The following is a 25,765-nucleotide window of genomic DNA, read 5'->3' as shown; positions in this document are numbered from 1 at the left end:
AGCCCCATGAACGTGTTCTGGTTCCTCCCCACCCACGGCGACGGCCACTTCCTCGGCACCAGCCAGGGCGCACGCCCGGTGTCGCTGCCCTACCTCAAGCAGGTGGCCCAGGCCGCCGACAGCCTCGGCTACTACGGCGTACTGATCCCCACCGGCCGCTCCTGCGAGGACTCCTGGGTGGTCGCCTCGGCCCTGGCGCCGCTGACCGAGCGCCTGCGCTACCTGGTGGCGATCCGCCCCGGGATCATCTCGCCCACCGTCTCCGCACGCATGGCCGCTACCCTAGATCGCCTCTCCGGCGGCCGCCTGCTGATCAACGTGGTGACCGGCGGCGACCCGGACGAGAACCGTGGCGACGGCATCCACCTCAGCCACGCCGAGCGCTATGAAGTGACCGACGAATTCCTGCGCATCTGGCGTCGCGTGCTGCAGGGCGAGTCGGTGGACTTCGAGGGCAAGCACCTGCAGGTGCAGAACGCCAAGGCGCTCTACCCGCCGATCCAGAAGCCCTACCCGCCGCTGTACTTCGGCGGCTCCTCCGACGCCGCCCACGACCTCGCCGGCGAGCAGGTGGACGTCTACCTGACCTGGGGTGAACCGCCGGCCGCCGTGGCCGAGAAGATCGCCGACGTGCGCGAGCGCGCCGCCCGCAATGGCCGCACGGTGAAGTTCGGCATCCGCCTGCACGTGATCGTCCGCGAGACCGCCGACGAGGCCTGGCAAGCCGCCAGCAAGCTGATCGAGCACATCAGCGACGAGACCATCGAGGCCGCGCAGAAATCCTTCTCGCGCTTCGACTCCGAAGGCCAGCGGCGCATGGCCGCGCTGCACAACGGCCGCCGCGACAACCTGGAGATCGCCCCCAACCTCTGGGCCGGCGTCGGCCTGGTGCGCGGCGGTGCCGGCACCGCGCTGGTGGGCGACCCGCAACAGGTGGCCGAGCGCATCAAGGAGTACGCGGACCTCGGCATCGAGAGCTTCATCTTCTCCGGCTACCCGCATCTGGAAGAGGCCTACCGCTTCGCCGAGCTGGTGTTCCCGCTGCTGCCCGAGCCCTACGCCAGCCTCGCCGGCCGCGGCGTCACCAACCTCACCGGGCCCTTCGGCGAAATGATCGCCAACGACGTGCTGCCCACCAAGGTCGCCGCCCACTGAACCGCCCGCCCCTCCCTGTGCGGAGGGGCGCACCCGACAAGCCCCCATCAGAAGAGGACCCGAGCGTGAATGCCCCTCAGCATCTCGCCACCCCCACGCCGCTGCAGATCGCCCGCGAGCTGGCCACAGGCTTCGCCCTCAGCGCCGCCGAACGCGACGCCAAGGGCGGCACCCCCAAGGCCGAGCGCGACGCCATCCGCCAGAGCGGCCTGCTGTCGCTGGTGATCCCCGGCGAATACGGCGGCCTCGGCGCCGACTGGCAGACCACCCTCGCCGTGGTCCGCGAGTTCGCCCGCGTCGACAGCTCCATCGCCCACGTCTTCGCCTTCCAGCACCTGATGCTGGCCACCGTGCGCCTGTTCTCCCGCCCCGAGCAGTGGCAGCCCTGGTTCGAACTCACCGCGCGCAACCGCTGGTTCTGGGGCAACGCCCTCAACCCGCTGGACACCCGCACCACGGTGCGCCGCTTCAACGGCTACCGCGAGTTCTCCGGCAAGAAGAGCTTCTGCTCCGGCGCCCTGGATTCGCAGATGCTGATCGCCTCCGGCCTCGACGAAGAAAGCGGCAAGCTGCTGATCGCCGCCATCCCCACCGCCCGCAGCGGCATCAGCCTGGCTGAGGACTGGGACAACATGGGCCAGCGCCAGACCGACAGCGGCAGCGCCACCTTCGAACGGGTGCGGGTGGAGGAGAACGAACTGCTGCTGGAGCCCGGCCCGCTGAGCACGCCCTTCGCCTGCCTGCGCCCGCTGATCGCCCAGCTGATCTTCAGCAACATCTTCCTCGGCATCGCCGAGGGCGCCTTCGAGGAAGCCCGCGCCTACACCCTGCGCGAAGCCCGCCCCTGGTTCCGCTCCGGTGTCGAGAACGCCAGCGAAGACCCCTACGTGCTGGCCCGCTACGGCGACTTCTGGGTGGGCCTGGAAAGCGCCCGCGCGCTGATCCAGCGCGCCAACCAGTTGCTGGACGCCGCCTGGAACCAGGGCACCGCCCTGGGCGAGGCGCAGCGCGGCGAACTGGCCCTGGCCATCGCCACCGCCAAGGTCGCCACCACCCGCAACGGCCTGGAACTGTGCAACCGCATGTTCGAGGTCACCGGCGCCCGCTCCACCCACGCCGCCCTGCGCCTGGACCGCTACTGGCGCAACCTGCGCACCCAGACCCTGCACGACCCGGTGGATTACAAGGTCCGCGAGCTGGGCGACTGGGCCCTGAACCAGAACCTGCCACAGCCGACCTTCTACTCATGAAAGCACCCCGTCCGAACGGCTCCGGCCTGCTCACCCTGCCCCCCTCCCCGGCCCTGGCCACCTCGGTGCGCGCCACCGCCCAGGTGTTCGAGGACCCGAAATCCCAGGCCCTGCTCGAACACCTGCAGCAAGTGGCGCCGAGCGAGGCCAGCGTGCTGGTGATCGGCGAGACCGGCACCGGCAAGGAACTGGTGGCCCGCCACATCCACAACCTCAGCGCGCGCCGCGACGGCCCCTTCGTGGCGGTCAACTGCGGGGCCTTTTCCGAATCACTGGTGGAGGCCGAGCTGTTCGGCCACGAGAAAGGCGCCTTCACCGGCGCCCTGGCGGCCAAGGCCGGCTGGTTCGAAGCGGCCAACGGCGGAACATTGTTCCTCGACGAGATCGGCGACCTGCCCATGCCCATCCAGGTGAAACTGCTGCGGGTGCTGCAGGAGCGCGAGGTGGTGCGCCTGGGCTCACGCAGCAGCATCCCCATCGACGTGCGCGTGCTCGCCGCCACCAACGTGCAACTGGAAAAGGCGATCAACGCCGGGCACTTCCGCGAGGACCTCTACTACCGCCTCAACGTCGTCAGCCTGGAACTCTCGCCGCTGCGCGAGCGCCCTGGCGACATCCTGCCGCTGACCCGGCACTTCATCGGCGAATACAGCCGCCGCCTGGGCTACGGCCAGAGCGAGCTCAGCCCCGAGGCCGCGCAGAAGCTGCGCACCTACTCCTGGCCCGGCAACATCCGCGAGCTGGAGAACGTCATCCACCACACCCTGCTGATCTGCCGCGACGGCGTGATCCAGGCCGACGACCTGCACCTCTCCAACCTGCGCATCGAACGCCCGGAAGAACCCCGCGGCCACGACGGCTCGGCCGAGGCGCAGATGCTCCACGCCTTCCAGCGCCTGTTCGAGGAACAGGGCGGCGACCTGCACCAGAAGGTCGAAGACGCCCTGCTGCGCGCCGCCTACCGCCACTGCCACTGCAACCAGGTGCACACCGCCAACCTCCTCGGCCTCAGCCGCAACGTCACCCGCAGCCGCCTGATCGCCATCGGCGAACTGGTGGTCAACCGCCGCGGCAACGACGCCCGCATCGATGGCGAGCGGGTGGTGCAGTTGACGGTTTGACGGCAAGTGGGCATGACCGCTGCGGGTGGATGACGCTTCACCCATCCACCCTTACGGAGTCCGTTTCCACACAGTGGTCGCCCGCCTGCTCTCGACCTAGGGCGGGTGAAACCCGCGATGGAAATCCCATGCTCGCCGGTGAGCCTGTTTGGTGGATGAAAAGCGCGTCATCCACCCTACATCCGCCCTCAGATCACATGTGCCAGCGTATGGACGTGACCGCTGCGTAGGGTGGATGACGCTTCACCCATCCACCATTACGGAGCTCGTTTCCACACAGTGGTCGCCCGCCTGCTCTCGACCTAGGGCGGGTGAAACCCGCGATGGAAGTTCCATGCCCGCCGGTGAGCACGCTTGGTGGATGAAAAGAGCGTCATCCACCCTACATCTGCCCTCCGATCACATGTGCCAGCGTATGGACGTGACCGCTGCGTAGGGTGGATGACGCTTCACCCATCCACCCTTACGGAGCCCGTTTCCACACAGTGGTCGCCCGCCTGCTCTCGACCTAAGGCCGGTGAAACCCGCGATGGAAATCCCATGCCCGCCGGTGAGCCTGTTTGGTGGATGAAAAGAGCGTCATCCACCCTACATCCGCCCCTCAGATCACATGCGCCAGATGCAACTCGGTCAGCGCCTCGGCCTTGAGCCGTGCCAGCTCCGGGTCACGCCGGTCGCGGGGGCGCGGCAGGGGCACGGCCAGCTCCTGGCGCACGTTGCCCGGGCGGGCGCCCATCACCAGCACGCGGTCGCCCAGGTAGAGCGCTTCGTCGATGTCGTGGGTCACCAGCAGCAGCGCGATGGTATGGCGCTCCGCCAGTTGCAGCAGCAGGTCCTGCAGCTTCATGCGGGTGAAGGCGTCCACGGCGCTGAAGGGTTCGTCCAGCAGCAGCACACGGGGCCGCGAATAGAGGCCACGGGCGATGGCCACGCGTTGCGCCATGCCGCCGGAAAGCTGCTTGGGCAAGGCGTCGTCGAAACCCTCCAGGCCGACTTCGCGGATCAGCCGCGCCACGCGCTCGCGGTCGTAGCCACGGTCGTCGGCGAAGCCGATGTTCTGCGCCACCGTCAGCCAGGGCATCAGCCTCGGCTCCTGGAACACGAAGGAAACCTCGCCCTCGCCGCGCAGGGTGCGCCCGACGTAGTCGCGCTCCAGCCCGGCGACGATGCGCAGCAGGGTGCTCTTGCCGCAGCCGCTGGGGCCGAGCAGGCTGACCACCTCGCGTTCCTGCAGCTTCAGCTGCACGTTCTGCAGCACGGTATGGCCGGCGAACTGCTTGCGCTCGACCTGGATATCCAGCAATGCGTCACTCATGTTCAACCCTCCCCGCCCTGGCCGGCGAAGGCGTCGCGCCAGGCCAGCAGCCGTGTTTCCAGCGCCGCCAGCAGGCCGTCGCTGAGCTTGCCCAGCAGCGCCAGGACGATGATCGAGGCCAGCACCAGGTCGGGCCGCGAGGTTTCGCGGCCGTCGGTGAGCAGGTAGCCCAGGCCCTTGGTGGCGGCGATCAGCTCAGCGGCGACGAGGAACATCCAGGCCAGGCTGAGGCCGCTGCGCAGGCCGGTGAACAGCCCCGGCAAGGCGGCCGGCAGGAGGATGCGCCAGGCCAGGCGCGCCGGACCGAAGCCGTACATCTGCCCCACCTCCACCAGCTTGCGGTCGATGTTGCGGATCGCCGCCACGCCGTTGAGGTAGACCGGGAAGAAGGCGCCGATGGCGATCAGCACCACCTTGGAGGTTTCGTCGATGCCCAGCCAGAGCAGCAGCAAGGGCACCCAGGCCAGGCTGGGAATGGCGCGCAGGGCAGCGAAGGTGGGTTCGAGATAGGCCTCGGCCTCGCGGCTCAGGCCAACCCAGGCGGCGACGCCCAGGGCCAGCACCGCGCCGATGGCGAAGCCCGCCGCCACCCGCGCCAGGCTGACGCCGATGTGGCTCCACAGGGAGCCGGTGGCGAGGTCGCGCAGGGTGAGGAAGATCTCGCTGGGCGCGGGCATCTGGTAGGACGGCACCCAGCCGATGCGCACCAGCACCTCCAGCAGGGCGAGGGCCAGCAGCGGGATCGCCAGGCCCTTGAGGCGGCGCCGCAGCGCGACGCCGGAGAAGGTCGGTTTCCAGGGGCCGACGGCGGGCGCCGGCAGGGTCTTGCTCTTGCTCATGTCTCTGCTCCCGGCGCCGGGGTGGTCCCGCATGCGCCAATGCCGGGGCGGCGTGCGCACACCCCGGCGGACGTGCGGATCACTGCCTGGCGATGGCCTGGGCGCTGAAGGCCGGGTCGATCAGCTGGTCCACCACCTGCTCGACCTGCACGCCACGGCGCACCAGCTCCTCGGTCACCAGGATCGGCGCAGCGGCCTTGAGCGCGGCGATGTGCTCCGGGCCCGGCTGGGCGTTGGAGAAGTCGGTGCGCGACAGTTGCAGGCGCGCCACCTCCAGCGGCAGGCCGGATTCCTTGGCCAGCAGCTGGGCCAGCTCCTCGGGGTTCTCGCGGGCCCATTTGCGCGCCTTCTCGTAGGCACCGAGCACGGTGGCGATGGCCTGCGGGTGCTCCTTGGCGAAGCGCTCGGTGACGTTGAGCACGCCGTAGCTGTTGAACGCGACGTTGCGGTAGAGGATGCGCGAGCCGGCCTGGACCTGGCTGGCGGCCAGGTGCGGGTCGAGGCCTGCCCAGGCGTCGACGTCGCCCTTCTCCAGGGCCACGCGGCCGTCCGGGTGCTGCAGGTGCACCAGCTCGACGTCGTCCTTGCTCAGCCCGGCCTGTTCCAGGCTGCGCAGGGTGAAGAGGTAGGGGTCGGTGCCCTTGGTGGCGGCGATCTTCTTGCCCTTGAGGTCGGCGACGCTCTGGATGGGCGAGTCCTTGCGCACGGCGAGCGCGGTCCATTCCGGGCGGCTGGCGATGTACACCGTCTTGATCGGGCTGCCGTTGGCGCGGCTCAGCACGGCGGCGAGGCCGGCGGTGGAGGCGAAGTCGATGCTGCCGCCGTTGAGGTATTCCAGCGAGCGGTTGCTGCCCTGGCTGAGCACCCAGCTGACCTGGGTGCCGGCGCCCACCTCCTGTTCCAGCCAGCCGAAGTGCTTGAGCACCAGGCTGGTGGGCGAGTAGTAGGCGTAGTCGAGGCGTAGCTCCTTGGGCAGGGCTTCCGCCTGGGCGGCAGAGGGGCCGAAGGCGAGAGCCGCCGAAGCGCCGAGCAGGCCGAACAAGCGGGCCAGTTTGCCGGGCTTGCGGGCCCGCGAGGTGAAGGTGTGCATGGTGTCGCTCCTTGCCGCTGGATGGGTGGGCTCGGCGCGCCGTGCTTATTCTTTCGAGTAAGGTCAGGCTGCGCTTTCGCTTTCTGCAAGGAATATTGCAGCACTCGTGCCAGCAGGCCCGGTGCCCGTCCCACGGGGCTTAGCGACGTGCCCCGGAGCGCCCCACTGTCGCTGCAGCGACAGCCTGCTGATCAGATGTTCGTCCAGCAACAGTTGCCCATTTCGCTTATGCACCCTGGTTATCAGGGCATCGCTATTCATTCCTTTGTAGCGGGGATAAGCGCGTGTTTAACTGACCCGGCAGCAACAGCGGCCCTTGCCGACGAAAAAATCACACCCAGGCGACGATTGCCCGTTCCTCCACAGGCCCCGCAACTGGTACAACGAAGGCGCGGCCCCAGCAGCGTTGCGCACCACCGAGAGATACGCGTCATCCATGTCAGTCCAGCACGATGTTCACCCGCCCTACCCGCCCCAGCTGGATCAGCCGGTGCGGTTGACCCCCGGTGGATTGCTGGCCTCCCTCGAAGCGACGATGAAGGCCCACCGTGGCGGGCCGGTCTGGCTGTTCGCCTACGGCTCGCTGATCTGGCGCCCCGAGTGCCCCACGGTGGAAACCCGCCGCGCGCGCATCCACGGTTACCACCGCGGGCTTTACCTCTGGTCGCAGATCCACCGCGGCACCCCGGAATCCCCCGGCCTGGTGCTGGGCCTCGATCGCGGCGGCTCCTGCGCCGGCTTCGCCTATCGCCTGCCCGACGAGCAGTTGCACGAACACCTTTTCGCCCTCTGGCAACGGGAAATGCCCGATGCCGGCTACGAGCCGCGCTGGCTCAACTGCCACCTGGCGGACGGCCAGCGCGTGCAGGCCCTGGGCTTCGTCCTGCGGCGCAACCTCCCCTGCTACGCCGGCGCCCTGCCGGACCACGTGCTCACCCAGGTCTTCGCCGGGGCCTGCGGGCACTACGGCACCACCCGGGATTACGTGGAAAAGACCGTCAACAGCCTGCGCGCCCATGCGATGCCGGATCGCAAGCTTGAAGCGGCGTTGATGAGGTGCTGCAAGCAGGGGAATTTGAGTCTGGGGTGATCACCTTAGGATGGGTCGGGCGGCGTTCCGCGAGCTCCGCGAAACCCATCAATGCGAGGCCCCGGCATAAGCCTGTGCCGATCTTGACTCCGCCTGGTGGATGAAAAAAGCGCCATCCACCCTACACAACGGTCATCTCCGTGCCGGGCCTTCGCAGGGGCGAGCTCAGTCGCCAAGCGGCGCGCAGCGCCGCCCTGTGGGAGCGAATTCATTCGCGATCGGACGCCCAGGCGAGCCCCCAGAAGGCCCGGTTTTCGCGGCCCTTTCTCCTTCAAAACCGTTATGCATAAAAATATATAGCGCTGCGCAAACGGCTCGATTACTCTGTGGCTCGCCGGGCCTTCCCTCCCGGCGCAAGGCCGGTCAGCCAACGCCGGTCGCATTCCCCGAGCTCAAGCGTTTGCCGGTCGTACCGACCCTGTAGAAGTCACGGCAATCGCTATATACAAAAATACATAGCGAGCATCCATGAACGACAAGATCCTCTCCCGCTGCCTGGCATTGGGACTGCTAACGCCGAGCGTCTTCGCCCCACCGCTGCTGGCCGCCGGCCAGACCGAAAGCCAGGTGTTCAGCCTCGGCGAGCTGCTGATCCGCGCGCCGTCCAACCGCAGCGACGGCTTCGGCGACCAGGTTTCCTCCTCGGTCAGCGCCCATGACATGCAGCGCTTCGAGCGCCACACCGTCACCGAGGCGCTGGGCCTGCTCAGCGGCGTCAGCACCTCCACCAACGCACGCAACGAGGGGACCATCAGCCTGCGCGGCTTCGACTCGCGCCAGGCGCCGATCTTCATCGACGGCATCCCCGTGTACGTGCCCTATGACGGCTACGTCGACCTCGACCGCTTCACCACCGGCGACCTCGCGGCGATCCAGGTGGCCAAGGGCATGAGCTCGACCATGTACGGCCCCAACACACTGGGCGGCGCCATCAACCTGGTGACGCGCAAGCCGGTAAGCGAGTTCGAGGGCGATGTCAGCCTCGGCGCCGGCAGCGGCCGCCTGCTGCGCCGTGGCGTCAACCTTGGCAGCAATCAGGGCAGCTGGTACGTGCAGGCCTCCGCCTCCCAGGACGAAGCCGACTACTACCGCCTTTCCGACGACTTCGAGCCGACCGTCCGCGAGAACGGCAACAAGCGCGAGAACTCCGACTTCAAGGACCGCAAGCAGTCGCTGAAGATCGGCCTCACCCCCAACGAGACCGACGAGTACGCCTTCGGCTACGTGCGCCAGGACGGCCAGAAAGGCCAGCCGCCGAGCACCGACCCGGCCGCCACCCAGCGCTACTGGCGTTGGCCATACTGGGACAAGGAGAGCTATTACTTCATCGGCAACCACGCCCTGACCGACTACGAGACCCTGCGCGTGCGCGCCTTCGCCGACCACTACGCCAACGGCCTGGACGGCTACACCAACGCCACCTACACGCGCCTGGCCACCAGCGGCAACAACCCGCAGTCGCTCTCCAACACCGGCAGCAGCAACTACGACGACCACAGCCGCGGCGGCTCCATCCAGCTGCAGAGCGACCGCCTCGACGGCCACCAGATCAAGGTGCAGTACGCCCTCAAGCAGGACCGCCACGAGGAAGACGACGGCGTGCGCACCACCAAGCGCCTGGAAGATCGCCTCACCTCCATCGCCCTGGAGGACACCATCCGCCTCGCCGACCGCTGGCACCTGTCCCTCGGCGCCAGCCGCGACAGCCTCAAGCCGCTGGACGCCGACGTCTACGCCAAGCCCGACGAGCAGCACGCCAACAACTGGCAGGGCGCGCTCTACTTCGACCCGGCGCCGGACCACCGCCTCTACGCCAGCATCGCCCGCAAGAGCCGCCTGCCCACGCTCAAGGACCGCTACTCCCTGCGCTTCGGCACCTTCATCGAAAACCCCGGCCTCGCCCCCGAGCACGCCACCCACTACGAGCTGGGCTACCAGGGCCAGCCCTGGGCCGGCGGCCAGCTGGAAGCGGCGCTGTTCCGCAGCGAGATCGAGGACCTGATCCAGCGCGTGCGCAACGTGCAGCCCGGCCGCGACCAGATGCAGAACATCAACAAGGCGCGCCATGAAGGCGTCGAGCTGAGCCTGCGCCAGGAGCTGGGCGAACAGCTGGAAACCGGCTTCGCCTACACCTACCTGGAGCGGCGCAACCTCAGCTCTTCCACCCGCCTCACCGACACCCCGCGCAACAGGCTCAACCTCTGGGCCGACTTCGCGCCCATCGAGCGCCTGCACCTGATCGCCATGCTCGAGCACGCCGACCAGCGCTGGTCCTCGGACACCGCCAAGGTCTCCAGCTTCACCCGCGTCGACCTCAAGGCCAGCCTGGCGCTGACCCGTGAGCTGAGCGTCGAGGCCGGTGTCAGCAACCTGGGCGACGAGGACTACGAGCTGTCCGACGGCTACGCCGAAGCCGGCCGCCAGTACTTCACCAACCTGCGCTACGAGTTCTGACCATGGACCTGAGACTTAACCTGCGCATCGCCCTGCTGGCCCTGTTGAGCCCGGCGCTGCATGCCGCCGAATTCGTCCCCGACGACCCCAGCACCTACGTGACCGACACCCTGGAAATGACCGGCGAGGTGCAGAACCCGCTGCGCTTCACGGTCGACGACCTCAAGCGCCTGCCCTCCTACGACTACAAGGCCGTGGCTGCCGCCTGCGGTGGCGACGTGGCCAACGCCGAGTACAAGGACTACCACGGCGTGCTGCTGCGCGAACTGGTGCAGAAGGCCGCGCTGGCCGGCGACGACCCCAAGGGCTGGAAGCGCGCCTACGTCATCGCCCATGCCAGCGACGCCTATATCGCGCTGTTCAGCTGGAACGAACTGCTCAACACCCAGATCGGCGACGGCGTGCTGGTGGTCTACGCCCAGCACGGCGAGGCGCTGCCACCGGAAGCCGGGCGCATCGCCCTGGTCTCCGGCTGCGACCGCCACGCCGGCCCGCGCCACGTGAAATGGCTGAAAAGCATCGAATTGAAAACCGTACCGCAGTAATTCAACCCCAGGGCTCGGTGGAGGCCCGCCCCCGCAGCAAGGCCTCCATCCCTTTCAGACCGTCGACTTCGACGGTCTTTTTTTGCCTGCAGGAAAGCGGCGGGAAGCTGGAAGCTGGAAGCTGGAAGCTGGAAGCTGGAAGCTGGAAGCTGGAAGCTGGAAGCTGGAAAGAATGGTGCCGCAGATCGACGTAGGTTGGCGCCGAGCGCAGCGAGGCCCAACGCAACGATGCAGGCCCACGCACGCCAATCACCGCAATGATGGGTTTCGCGGAGCTCGTGGAACACCGCCCGCCCCATCCTACGAATAGCTCGCAGCCCCGTCGTAGGGTGTGCTGCGCACCGAGAAGATGGTGCGCACCCACGGTTCAAGATGATCGAAGGACGTTGAGGCAGCCGGCGAAGAAGAGTGGTGGGCTGAAGCGGAACGCCGCCCGGCCCTTACGCCCATTGGGGCTCCGCTTGGTGGATGAGAAGAGCGTCATCCACCCTACACACCGGGAAGCTGGGTGCCATGCATGGCACCCATCGTTTCGCGATCAGGCGAAGACGAAGTACTTGCGCACCGTCTCCACCACTTCCCAGGTGCCTTTCATGCCGGGTTCGATGACGAAGACGTCGCCGCCGCGCAGGTGCACCGGCGCTTCGCCTTCCGGGGTGATGATGCAGTAGCCCTCGAGGAAGTGGCAGAACTCCCACTTCTCGTAGTTCACCTCGAATTTGCCGGGGGTGCAGATCCAGGTGCCCATGATCTTGCTGCCGTCGGCCGAGAGGTAGGCGTTGAGGTTGACCGTGTGCGGGTCGCCGCCGATGCGCTTCCATTTGGTGGCGTCGACCACGGGGACGGGGCAGGTTTCGCGCAGGACGGTGATGAAATCGGACATGTGAGCTCCATGCTTGGCGGAATCGAGCGGCCACCATAGGCAGGATGCCCGGCGCGGACTTGCCTGTGACCGCCGCCGGGGTGTCCAGAAACGCAACCGTTGATCTTCGATCGCGAATGAATTCGCTCCCACCAAGCCTCCCACCGGGCCTGCAGGTCGGGCCCGACGCTGCCGTGCATCGGGCCACGCGGGTTTCACCCGCCCGGCGGGGCGATCAGAGGAACATGCCGCCCGAGGCTTCGATGCGCTGGCCGGTGACCCAGCGGCCGCCGTCGGAGAGGAGCATGGCGATGGCGCCGCCGATGTCGTCCGGCAGGCCGACGCGACCCAGGGCGGTGTTGCCGGCGATGAAGTCGTTGACCTGGCTGTTGTCGCGCACCACGCCGCCGCCGAAATCGGTCTCGATGGCGCCGGGGGCCAGCACGTTGACGGTGATGCCGCGCGGGCCCAGCTCCTTGGCCAGGTAGCGGGTCCACACCTCGATGCCGCCCTTCATCGCCGCATAGGCGCCGTAGCCCGGCAGGGAGAAGCGCGCCAACCCGGTGGAGATGTTGATGATGCGGCCGCCGTCGGCCAGCACCGGCAGCAGTTTCTGGGTGAGGAAGAACGGCCCCTTGAGCTGGATGTTCACCAGGGTGTCGAACTGCTCCTCGGTGGTTTCGGCGCAGCTGGCGTGGATGCCGATGCCGGCGTTGTTCACCAGGAAGTCGAAGGTCTCGCGGCCGAACGCCTGCTGCAGGGTCTCGCCCACCTGGGCGGCGAAGGTGCCGAAGCCCGTGCTGTCGCTCACGTCCAGGCGCAGCATGCGGGCGCGGCCACCGAGGCGCTCCACTTCGCGGGCCACGGCCTGGGCTTCGTCGGCCTTGCTGTGGTAGGTGCCGATGATGTCGACGCCCTGGGCCGCCAGGTGCAGGGCAGCGTTCTTGCCGAGGCCACGGCTGGCGCCGGTGATGAGTGCGATCTTGCGGGTCATGGTGGAGCTCCTCAGGGGATTGGAAGTGGAGCCAGCTTATTGTCCGGCCGAATACTGATAAACGCCGCGAAATCGGAAATACTGATCGCCTCAACCGAACAAACGGGAACGGGCCATGAACAAGCTCGAGCTGTTGCGTACCTTCGCCCGGGTCACCGAGCTGTCCAGCTTCACCCAGGCCGGGGAAAGCCTCGGCCTGCCCCGCTCCAGCGTCTCCGAGCAGGTGCAGGCGCTGGAGCAGTTGCTGGGCGCGCGCCTGCTGCAACGCACCACGCGCAAGGTGCAGGCGACCCAGGATGGCCTGGCGCTGTATGAACGCTGCAAGGCGCTGCTGGCGCAGATGGACGAGCTGGAAGGCATGTTCCGCCAGGACGGCGAAGTGCTCGCCGGGCGCCTGCGGGTGGACATGCCCAGCCGCATCGCCCGCCAGGTGGTGATGCCGCACCTGGGGGAGTTCCTCGACGCCCACCCGGGCCTGGAGCTGGAGCTGAGCGGCACCGACCGCCGCGTCGACCTGGTGCGCGAGGGCTTCGACTGCGTGCTGCGCGCCGGCAACCTGGTGGACGAGACCCTGGTGGCGCGCTCCCTCGGCGCCATGCCCATGGTCAACTGCGCGAGCCCCGAGTACCTGGCCCGCCACGGCACGCCGCACAGCCTCGACGACCTCGCCCGGCACCGCCTGGTGCACTACCTGCCGGTGCTCGGCGCGCGGCCCGACGGCTTCGAGTACCTGATGGGCGGCAAGGTCCACCAGGTGCCCATGGCCGGCAACCTCACGGTGAACAACGCCGATGCCTACGAGGGCGCCTGCCTCGGCGGCCTGGGGCTGATCCAGGCGCCGCGCATGGGCCTGCGCGAGCACCTGGCCACCGGCGCCCTAGTGGAGCTGCTGCCCGGCTACCCGGCGCCGCCCCTGGAGCTCAACCTGCTCTACGCCCACCGCCACCTGCCCCGCCGCGTGCGGGCCTTCATCGACTGGCTGGAAGGCCTGCTGGACCGCGAGAGGAACCGCTGATGCGCAACACCCTGAAATGGCGGATCGCCCGCCGCCGGCAATTTAGGTTGTCCGCTCTAGACCGCAGCGCGGATGCTCCCCTGGCCGACACGCACAACAACAAGGCGCATGCACTGCACCCCAACCCCTGCCTGGTTGAACGGGGCGAGCCCCGGGAGGTTACATGCGACTCCATTGTTTTCTGTTCGGATGCAGCTGGACCGAAGGACACGAAACCGACGTGGGCGCCGAGCCCATGCTCTGCCAGCGCTGCACACGCTGCGGCGCCCATCGCTACGTGAAGCGCGAGGTCCCCGAGGAGCCCTCGCCCGGCTAGCAGCCGCTCAACGCCGCAGCGGCAACGCAGTCAGTTTTTCTAGCGTTTGTTGAGCAGTCGCGCCAGCCGATCCCCACCGAACTGGATCAGGGTCACCAGCACCACCAGCAGGATGATCACCGTGAGCATGATCTGCGTGTCGAAGCGCTGGTAGCCGTAGCGATACGCCAGGTCGCCCAGCCCGCCCGCGCCAATGGCGCCGGCCATGGCCGAGGAGTTGATCATGGTCACCAGGGTGATGGTGAAGCCGCCGACGATGCCCGGGCGCGCCTCCGGCAGCAGCACGTTCCAGATGATGTGGCGGCGTTGGCAGCCCATGGCCTGGGCCGCTTCCACCAGGCCGAAGTCCACCTCGCGCAGGCTCACCTCGGCGATGCGTGCGAAGAACGGCGTGGCGGCGATGGTCAGCGGCACCACCGCGGCCCAGACGCCGTAGCTGGTGCCGACGATCAGCCGGGTGAAGGGGATCAGCGCCACCATCAGGATCAGGAAGGGGATCGAGCGCAGCACGTTGACCACGCTGCCCAGCGAACGGTTGAGCGCACGCGCCTCGAAGATCCCGCCCGGGCCCGTGGTGACCAGCACCAGCGCCAGGGGGATGCCCACCAGGAACACGATCAGCGACGAGGCGCCGATCATCAGCAGCGTGTCGAGAATGCCCTGCAGCAGGCGGTCAAGCATGGGCGACATAGCCGAGCACCTCCGCCTTGTCCGCCAGGCCGTGGGCCTGCTCCAGCACCCAGGCACCGCCCTGCCCCACATCGCTGATGCGCACCAGCAGGTGCCCCTGGGCGCGGCCCTGGATGCGGTCGATGCCGCCGTGCAGCAGGCTCACCCGCGTGCCCAGGGCCTGGGTGATGGCCAGCAGGTCCGGCTCGCGGCCGCTGGCGCCGGTGAAGTGCAGGTCCAGCAGCAGATCGCCGCCGGCCACCGGTTCGTTGGCCAGGCGGCCTTGCAGGTCGTCCGGCAACTCGTGGCGCAGGGTGCCCAGCAGGGTGCGGGTGACTTCGTGCTGCGGGTCACCGAATACCCGCCACACCTCGCCCTGCTCCACCACCCGGCCGCGTTCCAGCACCACCACGCGGTCGCAGATTTCGCGGATCACGCCCATCTCGTGGGTGATCAGCACGATGGTCAGGCCCAGGCGTTTGTTGATGTCGCGCAGCAGCGCCAGGATCGACTGGGTGCTCTCCGGGTCCAACGCCGAGGTGGCCTCGTCGCAGAGCAGGATCTCCGGCTGGTGCACCAGCGCCCGGGCGATGCCGACACGCTGCTTCTGCCCGCCGGAAAGCTGCGCCGGGTAGGCGTCGCGCTTCTCAGACAGGCCCACCAGGGCCAGCAGTTCGCCGACCTTGCGCTCGATATCGGCCTTGGCCACGCCCGCCACCTTCAGCGGCAGGGCGACGTTCTGCCAGACGGTCTTGGCCGACATCAGGTTGAAGTGCTGGAAGATCATGCCGACGCGCCGGCGCAGCAGCACCAGCTGCTTTTCGTCGAAGGCGCCGATGTCCTCCTCGTCTATCACCACCTGGCCCACCGAGGGCTTCTCCAGGCGGTTGAGGGTGCGGATCAGCGACGACTTGCCGGCGCCGCTGCGGCCGATGATGCCGAACACCTCGCCCCGGCGGATCTCCAGGTCGATGCCCTGCAACGCCTGCAGCGGCCCCTGGTTGCCCTGGTAGGCCTTGCCCAGCCCCTGCAGGCGGATGTGCGGCAGGTCCAGGCTGATAGTGCGGTTGAAACTGACCATAAGGGCCTCTCGAAAATATGTTTAAAGCCCGAAAACAGGAGCCTTGGGAGTCAGTAGCCCGGGCTTCAGCGCGGGAATGATCCACGCCGCTCCCGGGCTGAAGCCCGGGCTACACGCTGATTTCCAATGGCCGAGCGACGCAGAACCTGTGGGAGCGGATTCATCCGCGATTGCAGGCCGAAGGACTGCCAGGGCCGCCCGGGGAGCGCTGCGCGCTCCTTTCGCGAATGAATTCGCTCCCACAAACAGCAATGACACCGTGCCTCCGGTAGCCCTGGATTCCAGGGGCATCACTGCCAGCCGGGCTGGTACAAACTTCCGTGCGCCTTATCCAAGGCGGCGCGGACTTGCGGCGAGTGCTGGTAGACGTCGACGAACTTCGCCAGGCGGCCGTCGTCCTGGTAATCGCCACGGGTGACGAACTGGATGATGTATTCCTTGTTCTCGATGCCGTCGAAGAGCAGTGCGCTGTTGGGGTCGATCGTGCCGGCCAGGCGGATGTAGTGCGGGTAGCCCTGGGCCAGGTCGACGTCGTCCAGGGCGCGCACCAGCTGCACGGCCTCCAGCTCGATGATGTCGATGTGCCTGGGGTTGTCGACGATGTCGTCCAGGGTCGCCTTGTAGCCCACGCCCTCCTTGAGCTTGAGCAGGCCGGCCTTCTGCAGCAGCTGCAGGCCGCGACCGCCGTTGATGGGGTCGTTGGCGATGGCCACCTTGGCGCCCTCGGGCAGGTCGGCGATGGCCTTGTACTTCTTCGAATACAGGCCGACGTTGTTGATGATCCCGGGGGCGAAGGCTTTCAGCTTGAAACCGCCTTCCTTGTTGGCGTTCTCCAGGAAGGGCGTGTGCTGGAAGTAGTTGGCGTCGATATCGCCGTTGGCCAGGGTGATGTTCGGCGTGTTCCAGTCGGTGAACTCCACCAGCTCGACCTTGAGGCCCTGCTTGGCGGCCTCTTCCACCGCCACTTCCAGGGGCGGGGCGAAGGCGGCGGTGGTACCCACCTTCAGGGTCTGCTCGGCGGCCTGGGCGATGCCGGTGGCCAGGAGCAGGCCGAGGGTGAGGGTCTTGAGGGTAAATCGGGTCATGGGTTCATTCCTCGGGTAATGGAGAATCACTGTGTAGGGGCGACTTCAGTCGCCAAGGAGCGCGCAGCGCTCCCTGAGAGGTCGGAAGGCAGGCCTGCGGCCTGCTGGGCGAATGAATTCGCCCCAACATGGGCACCCCTATGGTCCGCAGGCAGGTGGTTACCCGCGCCGAACAGCTTGTGGCGCAGGGTGCCTTCGGCATACGCGGTCTTGTAGGCGCCGCGGGCCTGCAGCTCGGGGATCACCAGGTCGATGAAGTCGGCGTAGCTTTCCGGGGTGACGATGCGGGTGAGGTTGAAGCCGTCCAGCCCGGTCTCGTCGACCCAGGCCAGCAGTTCGTCGGCCACCTGGGTCGGCGAGCCCACCAGGAGGATGTAGCGACCGCCCAGGGCGTGCTGCTCCAGGAGCTGACGGCGGGTCAGGCTGTTCTCCCGCAGCTTGTTGGTGGCCGATTCGATGGCATTGGTCTTCACCGGGCGGATGGGCTCGTCCAGGCCGTACTCGGCGAAGTCGATGCCGGTGGAACTGGCGAAATGGGCGACACCCGCCTCGGCGCTGGCATAGGCCAGGTACTCGGCGTGCTTGGCGCGGGCCTCGGCCTCGGTGGGCGCGACGATCACGCTGATGCCCATGAACACCTTCACCGCCTGCGGATCACGACCGGCGGCCTGGGCGGCGGCGCGCACCTTGTCCACCTGGGCGCGGGTGGCCTCGCGGTTGTTGCCGCTGATGAACACGCACTCGGCATGCTCGCCGGCGAAGCGCAGGCCGCGCGCCGAGGAGCCGGCCTGGAACAGCACCGGCGTGCGCTGCGGCGAGGGCTCGCAGAGGTGGTAGCCCTCGACGTCGTAGAACTCGCCGTGGTGGTGGACCTTGTGCACCTTCTCCGGCTGGGCGTAGAGGCGCCGCTGGCGGTCGCCGAGCACCGCGCCCTCCTCCCAGCTGCCCTGCCAGAGCTTGTAGAGCACCTCCAGGTACTCGTCGGCCTGGTCGTAGCGGCGGTCGTGCTCCACCTGCTGGGTCAGGCCCATGGCCCGCGCCGCGCTTTCCAGGTAGCCGGTGACGATGTTCCAGCCCACGCGGCCATCGCTGAGGTGGTCCAGCGTGCTCATGCGCCGGGCGAACAGGTAGGGCGCGTCGTAGCTGAGGTTGGCGGTGAGGCCGAAGCCCAGGTGGCGGGTCACCCCGGCCATGGCGGAGACCAGCAGCAGCGGGTCGTTGACCGGCAACTGGATGCTCTCCTTGAGGGTCAGGTCGACGTTGCCCTGATACACGTCGTAGACGCCGACGATGTCCGCCAGGAACAGCCCGTCGAACAGCCCGCGCTCCAGCAGCTGCGCCAGCTCCGTCCAGTAGGCCAGCGTGCGGTAGTCGCTGGAGCGGTCGCGCGGGTGGGTCCAGAGGCCGTGGTTGATGTGCCCCACGCAGTTCATGTTGAAGGCGTTGAGGAGGATCTGCTTGCGCGCCATCAGATCGTCCCCCGTCGTGGTGGCAGTACCTCGTTGAGGTAGTAGTTGCCCACCGCGTGGACCTTCCAGCGCACCGGGTCGTGCAGGGTGTGCACCCGGGCGTTGCGCCAGTGGCGGTCGAGGTTGTGCTCGGCCAGGGTGGCGCGGGTGCCGGCCAGCTCCAGCAGCTTGCTGCCGGCGTTGAGCGACACCTCGGTGGTCAGCGCGCGGGCCTCGGCGACGGCGATGGAGGCAGCGGCGACGCTCTCCACCGTGGGCTCCGCCGTGGCGGCGTCGAGGATGCGCCCGGCGCGGTCGAGGATGGCCTCGGCGGCATGCAGGCGGATGGCCAGGCGGCCGAATTCGTGGATCGCCAGCGGGTCGTCGCTGGCCTTGTCCACCCCGGCGTCGATCCAGGGCCGCGAGCGGGTGCGCACGAACGCCAAGGCGTCTTCATAGGCTTCGCGGGCGATGCCGGCGTCGATGGCGGCGTGGAGGATCTGGGCGAAGGGGCCGACCGTGGTCGGGCGCTCGAAGGCGGCCTGGAACGAGACCACGTCCTCGGCGGCCACCGGCACGTTGTCGAAGATCGCGGTGCCGCTGCCGGTGGTGCGCTGGCCGAAGCCGGACCAGTCGTCGACGATCGAAAGCCCCGGTGCGTTGCGCTCGACGAAGGCGAAATGCTGGTGGCCGTCCTCGCCCACCGCCAGGGTCGGCACGCGCTGGGCGTAGAGCGCACCGGTGCAGTAGAACTTGCGGCCCTGGATGCGGAAGTTCTCGCCATCGGCGACCAGTTTGGTGATGCGGTCGTTGGAGGTGCGCGTGCCGATTTCCGCCAGGGCGTTGCCGAAGCGCTCGCCGGCCAGGGCGGCGGCGAACAGGCGCCGTTGCTGGGCCTCGCTGCCGTTCACCCGCAGCACTTCGAGGGCGTAGAAATGGTTCTGCGGGATCTGTCCGATGGAGCTGTCGGCGGCGCAGATGATCGCCACCACGCGGGCCAGGGTGACGCGGGACACCCCGGCGCCACCGAACGCGCGGGGCACGGTGATGCCCCACAGGCCGGAGCGGCTGAAGGTGTCGAGTTCGGCATGGGGCAGGCGCCGCTCGCGGTCGCGCTCGGCAGCGCCGCTGCGGAATGCCTCGGCCAGTTGCCGGGCCACGGCCAGGGCCTCGGCGTCGTCGCGGATGATGGCCACCGCCGGGCCCTGTTGCGGTTGCAGGAGGGTCATGGGCGCTGCCTCATATCCAGGAATGACGCGCCGGGAAGGCGCCATTGAGGTGGTAGTTGCCGACGGCGTGGACCTTCCAGCGCACCGGGTCGTGCAGGGTGTGCACCCGGGCGTTGCGCCAGTGGCGGTCGAGGTTGAACTCGGCGAGGGTGGCGCGGCTGCCGGCCAGCTCGAACAGCTTCTCGCTGGCCAGCAGGCTGATCTCGGTGGTCAGCACCTTGGCCTCGGCGACGGCGATCGAGGCGCGGGCGGCGGCCGCGGCGTCGATGGGCGCGGCGGCGATCTCGTCGAGTACCTGCCCGGCGCGTTCCAGCAGCGCGTTGGCGGCGTTCAGCTCGACCTTCAGGCGGCCGATCTCGGCAATGGTGTAGAGCTCTTCGCTGGCGCGCTCGACGCCGGCGTCGACCCAGGGCCGCGAGCGCTCGCGGATGAAGGCGATGGCGTCGTCGATGGCGGCCTCGGCGATGCCGGCATCGATGGCCGCCTGGATCAGCTGCGACAGCGCGCCCTGGATGCTCGGCACCTCGGCCAGGCGGCCGTTGTGGAACACCAGGTCGTCGGCCACGGGGGCGCGGTCCAGCAACACGGTGCCGCTGGCGGTGGTGCGCTGGCCGAAGCCGGACCAGTCGTCGACTATCGCCAGCCCCGGCACCCCGCGCTCCACCAGGGAGAGCACGCCGACACCGCTGTCGTCGATGGCCTTGACCGCCACCCAGTGGGCAAACAGCGCGCCAGTGGAATAGAACTTCTCGCCGCTGACCTCGAGGCCGGCATCGCCGCGGGTGATGCGCGCCTTGATCTCCAGGGTGTGCCGGGTGTTGCGCTCGGGCCCGGCATTGGCCAGGCGGCGCCCTTCGAGGATGCCGGCGAAGACCTTGCGCTTCTGTTCCTCGCTGCCGACGCACTCGATGACGCTGAGCAGGCCGAACTGGTTCTGCGGGATCTGCCCCAGCGCCGGGTCGGCCGCGCAGATGATGCGGAACACCTCGGCGAGGGTGACGTAGGACACCTCGGCGCCGCCATAGGCGCGCGGGATGCGGATGCCACCCAGGCCGAGCCGGGTGAAGCGTTCCAGCTCGCGCCAGGGCAGCAGGCGTTCGCGGTCACGGTGTGCAGCCCCTTCCTTGGCCAGCTTCGCCACTTCGTGGGCGGCGAGCAGGGCCTGGGCATCGTTCTCGATCAGCGCCGCCGGGAGTAGCGGTGGCGCTTCATCACGAAGAACCTTGGGTTCGGTTTCGTTAGTCATGCATGTGGCCTTGGGTTGCGGATTGCGCCCCGCGCCGCTGGCCCCGGAGGGCCGACGGCACGGGGCCGGTGAGTCAGAACGCCGGGGCGATCTGGCCCTTGTAGCGGGAGAGAATGAACTGGCGGACCTCCGGCGAATTCAGCGCCTTGGCCAGTTTCTGCACGCCCGGGTCCTCGCGGTTGTCGGGACGGGCGACGAGGAATTCGGCGTAGAGGTCCTTGCCCTTCTCGACGATCAGCGCGCTGTTGGTGTCGATGCCGGCTTCCAGGGCGTAGTTGGCGAAAACGAAGGCGAGGTCCACCTGGCTTACCGAGCGGGCCAGCAGCGCGCCTTCGAGCTCGCGGATCTTCAGCTTCTTCGGGTTCTCGGCGATGTCGCGCTGGGTGGCCAGGGTGTTGCTCGGGTCCTTGAGCGTGATCAGCCCCGCCTCGTGCAGCAGCACCAGGGCGCGGCCGGTGTTGACCGGGTCGTTGGGGATGGCCACCGAGGCGCCGTCCTTCAGCTCGCCGAGCGTCTTGATCTTGGTGGAGTAGGCGCCGAAGGGCTCGATGTGGATGCCCACCACCGGCACTAGGTCGGTGTGGCGGCTCTTGTTGAATTCATCGAGGAACGGGCGGTACTGGTAGTAGTTGGCGTCGAGGTTCTTCTCCGCCAGCTGCACGTTGGGCTGGATGAAGTCGGTGAACACCTTGATGTCCAGGTCGACCCCTTCCTTGGCCAGGGTGGGTTTGACGAATTCGAGGATTTCCGCGTGGGGCACGGGGGTGGCGCCCACCACCAGTTTTTCGCCCGCCTGGGCGGAGAAAGCGACGACGGCGGCCAGTACTGCGATAGCCTTTTTCATGGGTGTTGCTCCTGGGGCAATGTGGGGTTGGCCGTCGTGGGGCGGACGTGGGGCCGTGTTCGGCAGCGGTGCCCGGCTGCCGGCGGGATAGGGACTCAACGACGGCTGTAGCGCACCACCAGGCGGTCGCCGCTCATCTGCAGGGCCTGCACCAGCACCACCAGCAGGGCCACGGTGACCACCATCACGTCGGTCTGGAAACGCTGGTAGCCGAAGCGGATGGCCAGGTCGCCGAGGCCACCGCCACCGATCACCCCGGCCATGGCGGTGTAATCCACCAGCACGATGGCGGTGACGGTGATGGCGGCGATCAGCCCGGTGCGGGCCTCGGGCAGCAGGGTGTGCCAGATGATCTGCCAGGTGCTGGCGCCCATGGACTGGGTGGCCTCCACCAGGCCGCGGTCGACTTCGCGCAGGGCGGTTTCCACCAGGCGCCCGAAGAACGGCGTGCAGCCGGCCACCAGCGGCGGAATGGCCCCGGCGACGCCGAGGGAGGTGCCGGTGAGCAGCGTGGTCAGCGGGATCATCACGATCAGCAGGATGATGAAGGGCAGCGAACGCAGCATGTTCACCAGGGCCGAGGCGAGGCGGTAGAAGCCGGGCTTCTCGTGCAGCTGCTTCTTGCCGGTGAGGTACAGCAGCACGCCCAGGGGCAGGCCCAGCAACACGGTGAAGCCGAGGGCCAGGGCGAGCATGGTCAGGGTGTCGATGCAGGCCTGGCCGATCTCCACCCAGTCGAGGTTGGCGAGCAGTTCGTTCATGCCCCGCCCCTTCTGCGCAGGCGCGCCGCCGGGTGCGGTTCGGCGAGGCGGTCACCCTGGCCGAACAGCTTGTGGCGCAGGCTGCCGGTTTCGTACTCGCGCTTGAACAGGCCGCGCGCCTGCAGCTCGGGCACCAGCAGGTCGACGATGTCGACGAAGGTTTCCGGCGCCACGATGCTGGAGAGGTTGAAGCCGTCGACGTCGGTTTCCTCGACCCAGGCCTGCAACTCGTCGGCGACCCGTTGCGGCGAGCCCACCAGCAGCGGGCCGTCGCCGCCCAGGGCGCAGTAGTCGGCGATCTCGGCGGTGGTCCAGGTGCGGCTCGGGTCGGCGGCGGTGAAGGCGTCCACCGCCGACTGGATGGCGTTGCTCTCGACCTGGCGCAGCACCTGGTCCGGCGCGTACTGGCCGAAATCGATGCCGGTCCAGCCGGACATCAGGGTCAGCGCGCCGTCGTGGCTGGCGTACTCGCGGTATTCGCGCAGCTTGGCCTGGGCCTCGGCGTCGGTGGGCGCGACGATCACCGTGAGCTGGTTGAACACCAGCAGGTCGCTGCCCTTGCGGCCGTTGGCCTCGGCCTGGCGGCGCAGGTCGGCGACCTGGTTGCGGAGGATGTGGCGGGTGGGCGCGGCGACGAACACGCACTCGGCGTTGCCGGCGGCGAAGGCCTTGCCCCGGCTGGAGGCGCCGGCCTGGTAGAGCACCGGGGTACGTTGCGGCGAGGGCTCGCTGAGGTGAAAACCGGGCACCTCGAAGTGCTCGCCCTTGTGGGCGATGGGGTGCACCTTGGCCGGGTCGGCATAGACGCCGCGCTCGGCATCGGCGACCACCGCGTCATCCTCCCAGCTGGCTTCCCAGAGCTTGTAGCAAACCTCCAGGTACTCGGCGGCGAGGGCGTAGCGCTGCGCGTGGTCGAGCTGCTGCTTGAGGCCGATGTTGCGTGCGCCGCTCTCCAGGTAGGAGGTAACGATGTTCCAGCCGGCGCGGCCGCGGGTCAGGTGATCCAGGGTGCTCATGCGCCGGGCGAAGGGGTACGGGTGCTCGAAGGACACCGAGGCGGTGACGCCGAAGCCCAGGTGCTCGGTGGCCGCGGCCATGGCCGGCACCAGTTGCAGCGGGTCGTTGGCCGGCACCTGGGCGGCGTGCGTCAGGGCATGCTCGGGGCCACCGTGGTAGACGTCGTACACGCCCAGCACGTCGGCGATGAACAGGCCGTCGATCTTGCCGCGCTCCAGGGTGCGCGCCAGCTCGATCCAGTAGTGAATGTCGGTGTAGCGCCGCGCCTGGTCGCGCGGGTGGCGCCAGAGCCCCGGGGACAGGTGGCCGACGGTGTTCATGGCGAAGGCGTTGAGGCGGATCTGCTTGCTCATGGCGCGCGCCTCAGGACCAGTCGTGACGCGGCGGCTTGACGCCGTTGAGCAGCCAGTTGCCGACGATGTGGTACTTCCAGCGCACCGGGTCGTGCAGGGTGTGCACCCGGGCGTTGCGCCAGTGGCGGTCGTGGTTGTGCTGCTGCAGGGTGGAACGGGTGCCGCCCAGCTCGAACAGGCGGTTGGCGGCCTCGATGGCGATCTCGGTGGTCAGCACCTTGGCCTTGGCCACGGCGATGGAGGCCAGGGCGACGTTGTCTTCGTCCGGCGCCGGGCGCGCGGCGTCCATCACCTTGCCGGCGCGTTCCAGCAGGGCTTCGGCGGCCTCCAGGCGGATGCCCAGGTTGCCGATCTGGATGAGGGTGAGCGGGTCTTCGCTGGCCTTGTCCACCCCGGCGTCGATCCAGGGGCGCGCGTGCTCGCGGACGAAGCTCAGGGTATCGCGCAGGGCGGCGCGGGCGATGCCGGCGTCGATGGCGGCGGTGGTGATCTGGGCGAAGGGCCCGGCCAGGGTCGGGCTCTCGTAGGAGCGGTAGGTGGGGAACAGGTGCTCGGCCGGCACCCGCAGATTCTGCGCCAGCACCGTGCCGCTGGAGGTGTTGCGCTGGCCGATGCTGGACCAGTCGTCCACCACCACCAGCCCCGCGCTGCCACGCTGGACGAAGGCCAGCTGGCCCTTGTCCTCTTCGTCCACGGCCAGCACCGCCAGCCAGTGGGCGTAGAGCGAGCCGGTGCAGTAGCCCTTGCGGCCGTTGATCACGTGGGCGTCGCCGTCGCGGCGGATGCGCGTCTGGATGTCCTGCACGTTCTTGCCGCCGGTTTCCGACAGGGCATTGGCGAAGCGGTTGCCCCTGAGCGCCAGGCCGAAGAACACGCGCTTCTGCTCATAGGTGCCCTGCAGGCGGATGTCTTCCAGCAGGCAGTAGTGGTTCTGCGGGATCTGCCCGAGGGAGGCGTCGGCGGCGGAGATGATGGCGATCACCTCGGCCAGGGTGGCGTAGCTCACCTCGGCGCCACCGAACACCTTGGGCACGGTGATGCCCCAGAGGCCGCTGTTGGAGAACACATCCACCACCTCCGGCGGCACCTCGCGGGTGCGGTCGCGCTCGGCATCGCCCTCCAGCAGGAAGGCCGCCACGCGATGGGCGACCTCGATGGCCTCGGCATCGCTGCGGATGATGTGGGCGTCCGGAATGCCCAGGGCATAGGGGGCGGAAATGACGTCTTGGGACATGGCTCTCTGCTCGTGCTGTTGGATCGCGAACACCCGCGACCTTGCTTGCAAAGAGACAAAGCACAAGCCGTGCCTGATTTTTATTTCATTTAAATTCAATGAGATAGAGTTTTTTCCCAACACTTCATGGCTGCTGGAGCAGGCAATCTGTTGGTCAGGTGTTGCTGGAGCAACAGTTGATGAGCGTGGGCCTCACCGTAGGAGCGAGCTCTGCTCGCGAAGGGGATGCAGGCGGCACGGAACCGATGTAGAGGCGACTTCAGTCGCCCAAGGGCAACGGAGTTGCCCCAAGGCCCACCGGGCAACCCTGCGGGCTGCTTGGCGACTGAAGTCGCCCCTACAGAAAAAGCCCTCCCATCCCGAGGCCTTGCGGTTGCCCCTGTAGGGTGGATGACGCTCTTTTCATCCACCAGCGGAGCCCGGCATGACCCCGACTGGTGGACCGATAAAGCGGGGTCCACCCTACACCGCCTGATGCATCTTGCCCGCACGGGCTACCCCGCTGGGTAGGGTGGATAACGCTCTTTTATCCACCAAGCGGACTCGCCCCGAGCACCAAGGCGTCGCCCACACAGTTCCCCCCATAAACCGCGCCGCGGCACCGGCAAAAACACCCTGTCGCCCCACTGCTGCCCCAGCAACACCATGCAAGCACCGGGCTGCTGGCCTTGCAGCACGGCATCCGCAATCGCGCCGCCCATCAAAATAAATCCCTTTTAATTCAATGACTTGAATTGAAATCAAAAAGCGGC

23 protein-coding genes are annotated in these 25,765 nt (G+C 68.0%); 8 read left to right on the top strand and 15 right to left on the bottom strand.

What is annotated here, in order from left to right:
- Nucleotides 1–6: 6 nt before the first annotated feature.
- The 3 genes from ssuD (at nucleotide 7) to PI990_RS11115 (ending at nucleotide 3,526) form a co-directional block, all read left to right on the top strand.
- Complete coding sequence (gene ssuD / locus PI990_RS11125; protein ID WP_271660638.1) at nucleotides 7–1,155, top strand: FMNH2-dependent alkanesulfonate monooxygenase; 1,149 nt, start codon at nucleotides 7–9, stop codon at nucleotides 1,153–1,155.
- A 65-nt stretch (nucleotides 1,156–1,220) separates the two neighbouring features.
- Complete coding sequence (locus PI990_RS11120) at nucleotides 1,221–2,405, top strand: acyl-CoA dehydrogenase family protein (protein ID WP_271660637.1); 1,185 nt, start codon at nucleotides 1,221–1,223, stop codon at nucleotides 2,403–2,405.
- Nucleotides 2,402–3,526 (top strand): sigma-54 interaction domain-containing protein, encoded by a 1,125-nt coding sequence (locus PI990_RS11115; RefSeq protein ID WP_043245788.1) that lies wholly within the window; start codon nucleotides 2,402–2,404, stop codon nucleotides 3,524–3,526. The genes PI990_RS11120 and PI990_RS11115 overlap by 4 nt, the downstream gene beginning before the upstream one ends.
- Before the next feature lie 601 nt (nucleotides 3,527–4,127).
- Here the strand turns inward: PI990_RS11115 and PI990_RS11110 are convergent.
- The 3 genes from PI990_RS11110 to PI990_RS11100 all read right to left on the bottom strand — a co-directional run bounded on the left by PI990_RS11110 (nucleotide 4,128) and on the right by PI990_RS11100 (nucleotide 6,770).
- Nucleotides 4,128–4,841, bottom strand: a complete 714-nt coding sequence (locus tag PI990_RS11110; protein WP_271660636.1) for an ABC transporter ATP-binding protein — start codon at nucleotides 4,839–4,841, stop codon at nucleotides 4,128–4,130.
- 2 nt (nucleotides 4,842–4,843) lie between these two features.
- Entirely contained in the window at nucleotides 4,844–5,680 is an 837-nt protein-coding gene (locus PI990_RS11105) for an ABC transporter permease (protein ID WP_271660635.1), read from the bottom strand.
- Between the two features lie 79 nt (nucleotides 5,681–5,759).
- Nucleotides 5,760–6,770 carry an aliphatic sulfonate ABC transporter substrate-binding protein gene (locus tag PI990_RS11100; RefSeq protein WP_271660634.1) on the bottom strand — a complete coding sequence of 337 codons (1,011 nt, stop codon included), beginning with the start codon at nucleotides 6,768–6,770 and terminating at the stop codon, nucleotides 5,760–5,762.
- A gap of 436 nt (nucleotides 6,771–7,206) precedes the next feature.
- Here PI990_RS11100 and PI990_RS11095 point away from each other — a divergent pair, with 436 nt between their 5' ends.
- The 3 genes from PI990_RS11095 (at nucleotide 7,207) to PI990_RS11085 (ending at nucleotide 10,859) form a co-directional block, all read left to right on the top strand.
- Nucleotides 7,207–7,860 carry a gamma-glutamylcyclotransferase gene (locus PI990_RS11095; RefSeq protein ID WP_271660633.1) on the top strand — a complete coding sequence of 218 codons (654 nt, stop codon included), beginning with the start codon at nucleotides 7,207–7,209 and terminating at the stop codon, nucleotides 7,858–7,860.
- A 468-nt stretch (nucleotides 7,861–8,328) separates the two neighbouring features.
- Entirely contained in the window at nucleotides 8,329–10,314 is a 1,986-nt protein-coding gene (locus PI990_RS11090) for a TonB-dependent receptor plug domain-containing protein (RefSeq protein ID WP_271660632.1), read from the top strand.
- A 2-nt stretch (nucleotides 10,315–10,316) separates the two neighbouring features.
- Entirely contained in the window at nucleotides 10,317–10,859 is a 543-nt protein-coding gene (locus PI990_RS11085; protein WP_271660631.1) for a molybdopterin-dependent oxidoreductase, read from the top strand.
- Nucleotides 10,860–11,397: 538 nt separating this feature from the next.
- On the opposite strand, the gene PI990_RS11080 is transcribed toward PI990_RS11085, so the two are convergent.
- Together PI990_RS11080 and PI990_RS11075 are read right to left on the bottom strand one after the other, a co-directional pair.
- Nucleotides 11,398–11,742, bottom strand: a complete 345-nt coding sequence (locus tag PI990_RS11080) for a cupin domain-containing protein (protein WP_021222797.1) — start codon at nucleotides 11,740–11,742, stop codon at nucleotides 11,398–11,400.
- A gap of 214 nt (nucleotides 11,743–11,956) precedes the next feature.
- On the bottom strand, nucleotides 11,957–12,715 hold the full coding sequence (locus tag PI990_RS11075; protein ID WP_021222798.1) for an SDR family NAD(P)-dependent oxidoreductase: 759 nt from the start codon (nucleotides 12,713–12,715) through the stop codon (nucleotides 11,957–11,959).
- A gap of 115 nt (nucleotides 12,716–12,830) precedes the next feature.
- On the opposite strand from PI990_RS11075, the gene PI990_RS11070 reads away from it, so the two are divergent.
- Complete coding sequence (locus PI990_RS11070; RefSeq protein WP_271660630.1) at nucleotides 12,831–13,730, top strand: LysR family transcriptional regulator; 900 nt, start codon at nucleotides 12,831–12,833, stop codon at nucleotides 13,728–13,730.
- Nucleotides 13,731–13,893: 163 nt separating this feature from the next.
- Nucleotides 13,894–14,046 (top strand): PSPA7_2676 family Cys-rich small protein, encoded by a 153-nt coding sequence (locus PI990_RS31445; RefSeq protein ID WP_286672668.1) that lies wholly within the window; start codon nucleotides 13,894–13,896, stop codon nucleotides 14,044–14,046.
- A gap of 39 nt (nucleotides 14,047–14,085) precedes the next feature.
- On the opposite strand, the gene PI990_RS11065 is transcribed toward PI990_RS31445, so the two are convergent.
- The 10 genes from PI990_RS11065 to PI990_RS11020 form a co-directional block, all read right to left on the bottom strand.
- Nucleotides 14,086–14,736, bottom strand: a complete 651-nt coding sequence (locus tag PI990_RS11065; protein ID WP_021222800.1) for a methionine ABC transporter permease — start codon at nucleotides 14,734–14,736, stop codon at nucleotides 14,086–14,088.
- Nucleotides 14,720–15,796, bottom strand: coding sequence for a methionine ABC transporter ATP-binding protein (locus PI990_RS11060; protein WP_271660629.1), 1,077 nt, complete (start codon nucleotides 15,794–15,796; stop codon nucleotides 14,720–14,722). Before PI990_RS11060 ends, PI990_RS11065 begins: the two co-directional genes overlap by 17 nt.
- A gap of 290 nt (nucleotides 15,797–16,086) precedes the next feature.
- Complete coding sequence (locus PI990_RS11055) at nucleotides 16,087–16,881, bottom strand: MetQ/NlpA family ABC transporter substrate-binding protein (RefSeq protein WP_271660628.1); 795 nt, start codon at nucleotides 16,879–16,881, stop codon at nucleotides 16,087–16,089.
- A 26-nt stretch (nucleotides 16,882–16,907) separates the two neighbouring features.
- A complete protein-coding gene (locus tag PI990_RS11050) occupies nucleotides 16,908–18,350 on the bottom strand; it encodes an LLM class flavin-dependent oxidoreductase (protein ID WP_271660627.1) in 1,443 nt (480 codons plus the stop codon).
- Nucleotides 18,350–19,558 carry an SfnB family sulfur acquisition oxidoreductase gene (locus PI990_RS11045; protein ID WP_271660626.1) on the bottom strand — a complete coding sequence of 403 codons (1,209 nt, stop codon included), beginning with the start codon at nucleotides 19,556–19,558 and terminating at the stop codon, nucleotides 18,350–18,352. The genes PI990_RS11050 and PI990_RS11045 overlap by 1 nt, the downstream gene beginning before the upstream one ends.
- Before the next feature lie 10 nt (nucleotides 19,559–19,568).
- Nucleotides 19,569–20,804: an SfnB family sulfur acquisition oxidoreductase gene (locus tag PI990_RS11040; RefSeq protein WP_271660625.1), complete on the bottom strand. Its 1,236-nt coding sequence runs from the start codon at nucleotides 20,802–20,804 to the stop codon at nucleotides 19,569–19,571.
- A gap of 73 nt (nucleotides 20,805–20,877) precedes the next feature.
- The gene (locus PI990_RS11035; RefSeq protein ID WP_263402187.1) at nucleotides 20,878–21,648 is read right to left on the bottom strand and encodes a MetQ/NlpA family ABC transporter substrate-binding protein; all 771 of its coding nucleotides are present in this window, start codon (nucleotides 21,646–21,648) and stop codon (nucleotides 20,878–20,880) included.
- 95 nt (nucleotides 21,649–21,743) lie between these two features.
- Complete coding sequence (locus PI990_RS11030) at nucleotides 21,744–22,409, bottom strand: methionine ABC transporter permease (protein WP_271660624.1); 666 nt, start codon at nucleotides 22,407–22,409, stop codon at nucleotides 21,744–21,746.
- On the bottom strand, nucleotides 22,406–23,779 hold the full coding sequence (locus PI990_RS11025) for an LLM class flavin-dependent oxidoreductase (protein ID WP_271660623.1): 1,374 nt from the start codon (nucleotides 23,777–23,779) through the stop codon (nucleotides 22,406–22,408). The genes PI990_RS11030 and PI990_RS11025 overlap by 4 nt, the downstream gene beginning before the upstream one ends.
- A 10-nt stretch (nucleotides 23,780–23,789) precedes the next feature.
- A complete protein-coding gene (locus PI990_RS11020; RefSeq protein WP_271660622.1) occupies nucleotides 23,790–25,013 on the bottom strand; it encodes an SfnB family sulfur acquisition oxidoreductase in 1,224 nt (407 codons plus the stop codon).
- Nucleotides 25,014–25,765 lie beyond the last annotated feature (752 nt).

This window comes from Pseudomonas sp. TUM22785 (genome assembly GCF_028198105.1).
In the GTDB taxonomy this organism is placed as follows: Bacteria; Pseudomonadota; Gammaproteobacteria; order Pseudomonadales; family Pseudomonadaceae; genus Metapseudomonas; species Metapseudomonas solani.
This window is presented reverse-complemented; position numbering and strand designations above follow the sequence as displayed.

Bases quoted from the DNA above. Each gene is read 5' to 3' on its own strand.
- ssuD (WP_271660638.1), top strand. From the start codon at position 7: ATGAACGTGTTCTGGTTCCTCCCCACCCACGGCGACGGCCACTTCCTC.
- PI990_RS11115 (WP_043245788.1), top strand. From the start codon at position 2,402: ATGAAAGCACCCCGTCCGAACGGCTCCGGCCTGCTCACCCTGCCCCCC.
- PI990_RS11110 (WP_271660636.1), bottom strand. From the start codon at position 4,841: ATGAGTGACGCATTGCTGGATATCCAGGTCGAGCGCAAGCAGTTCGCC.
- PI990_RS11105 (WP_271660635.1), bottom strand. From the start codon at position 5,680: ATGAGCAAGAGCAAGACCCTGCCGGCGCCCGCCGTCGGCCCCTGGAAA.
- PI990_RS11100 (WP_271660634.1), bottom strand. From the start codon at position 6,770: ATGCACACCTTCACCTCGCGGGCCCGCAAGCCCGGCAAACTGGCCCGC.
- PI990_RS11095 (WP_271660633.1), top strand. From the start codon at position 7,207: ATGTCAGTCCAGCACGATGTTCACCCGCCCTACCCGCCCCAGCTGGAT.
- PI990_RS11090 (WP_271660632.1), top strand. From the start codon at position 8,329: ATGAACGACAAGATCCTCTCCCGCTGCCTGGCATTGGGACTGCTAACG.
- PI990_RS11085 (WP_271660631.1), top strand. From the start codon at position 10,317: ATGGACCTGAGACTTAACCTGCGCATCGCCCTGCTGGCCCTGTTGAGC.
- PI990_RS11080 (WP_021222797.1), bottom strand. From the start codon at position 11,742: ATGTCCGATTTCATCACCGTCCTGCGCGAAACCTGCCCCGTCCCCGTG.
- PI990_RS11075 (WP_021222798.1), bottom strand. From the start codon at position 12,715: ATGACCCGCAAGATCGCACTCATCACCGGCGCCAGCCGTGGCCTCGGC.
- PI990_RS11070 (WP_271660630.1), top strand. From the start codon at position 12,831: ATGAACAAGCTCGAGCTGTTGCGTACCTTCGCCCGGGTCACCGAGCTG.
- PI990_RS31445 (WP_286672668.1), top strand. From the start codon at position 13,894: ATGCGACTCCATTGTTTTCTGTTCGGATGCAGCTGGACCGAAGGACAC.
- PI990_RS11065 (WP_021222800.1), bottom strand. From the start codon at position 14,736: ATGTCGCCCATGCTTGACCGCCTGCTGCAGGGCATTCTCGACACGCTG.
- PI990_RS11060 (WP_271660629.1), bottom strand. From the start codon at position 15,796: ATGGTCAGTTTCAACCGCACTATCAGCCTGGACCTGCCGCACATCCGC.
- PI990_RS11055 (WP_271660628.1), bottom strand. From the start codon at position 16,881: ATGACCCGATTTACCCTCAAGACCCTCACCCTCGGCCTGCTCCTGGCC.
- PI990_RS11050 (WP_271660627.1), bottom strand. From the start codon at position 18,350: ATGGCGCGCAAGCAGATCCTCCTCAACGCCTTCAACATGAACTGCGTG.
- PI990_RS11045 (WP_271660626.1), bottom strand. From the start codon at position 19,558: ATGACCCTCCTGCAACCGCAACAGGGCCCGGCGGTGGCCATCATCCGC.
- PI990_RS11040 (WP_271660625.1), bottom strand. From the start codon at position 20,804: ATGACTAACGAAACCGAACCCAAGGTTCTTCGTGATGAAGCGCCACCG.
- PI990_RS11035 (WP_263402187.1), bottom strand. From the start codon at position 21,648: ATGAAAAAGGCTATCGCAGTACTGGCCGCCGTCGTCGCTTTCTCCGCC.
- PI990_RS11030 (WP_271660624.1), bottom strand. From the start codon at position 22,409: ATGAACGAACTGCTCGCCAACCTCGACTGGGTGGAGATCGGCCAGGCC.
- PI990_RS11025 (WP_271660623.1), bottom strand. From the start codon at position 23,779: ATGAGCAAGCAGATCCGCCTCAACGCCTTCGCCATGAACACCGTCGGC.
- PI990_RS11020 (WP_271660622.1), bottom strand. From the start codon at position 25,013: ATGTCCCAAGACGTCATTTCCGCCCCCTATGCCCTGGGCATTCCGGAC.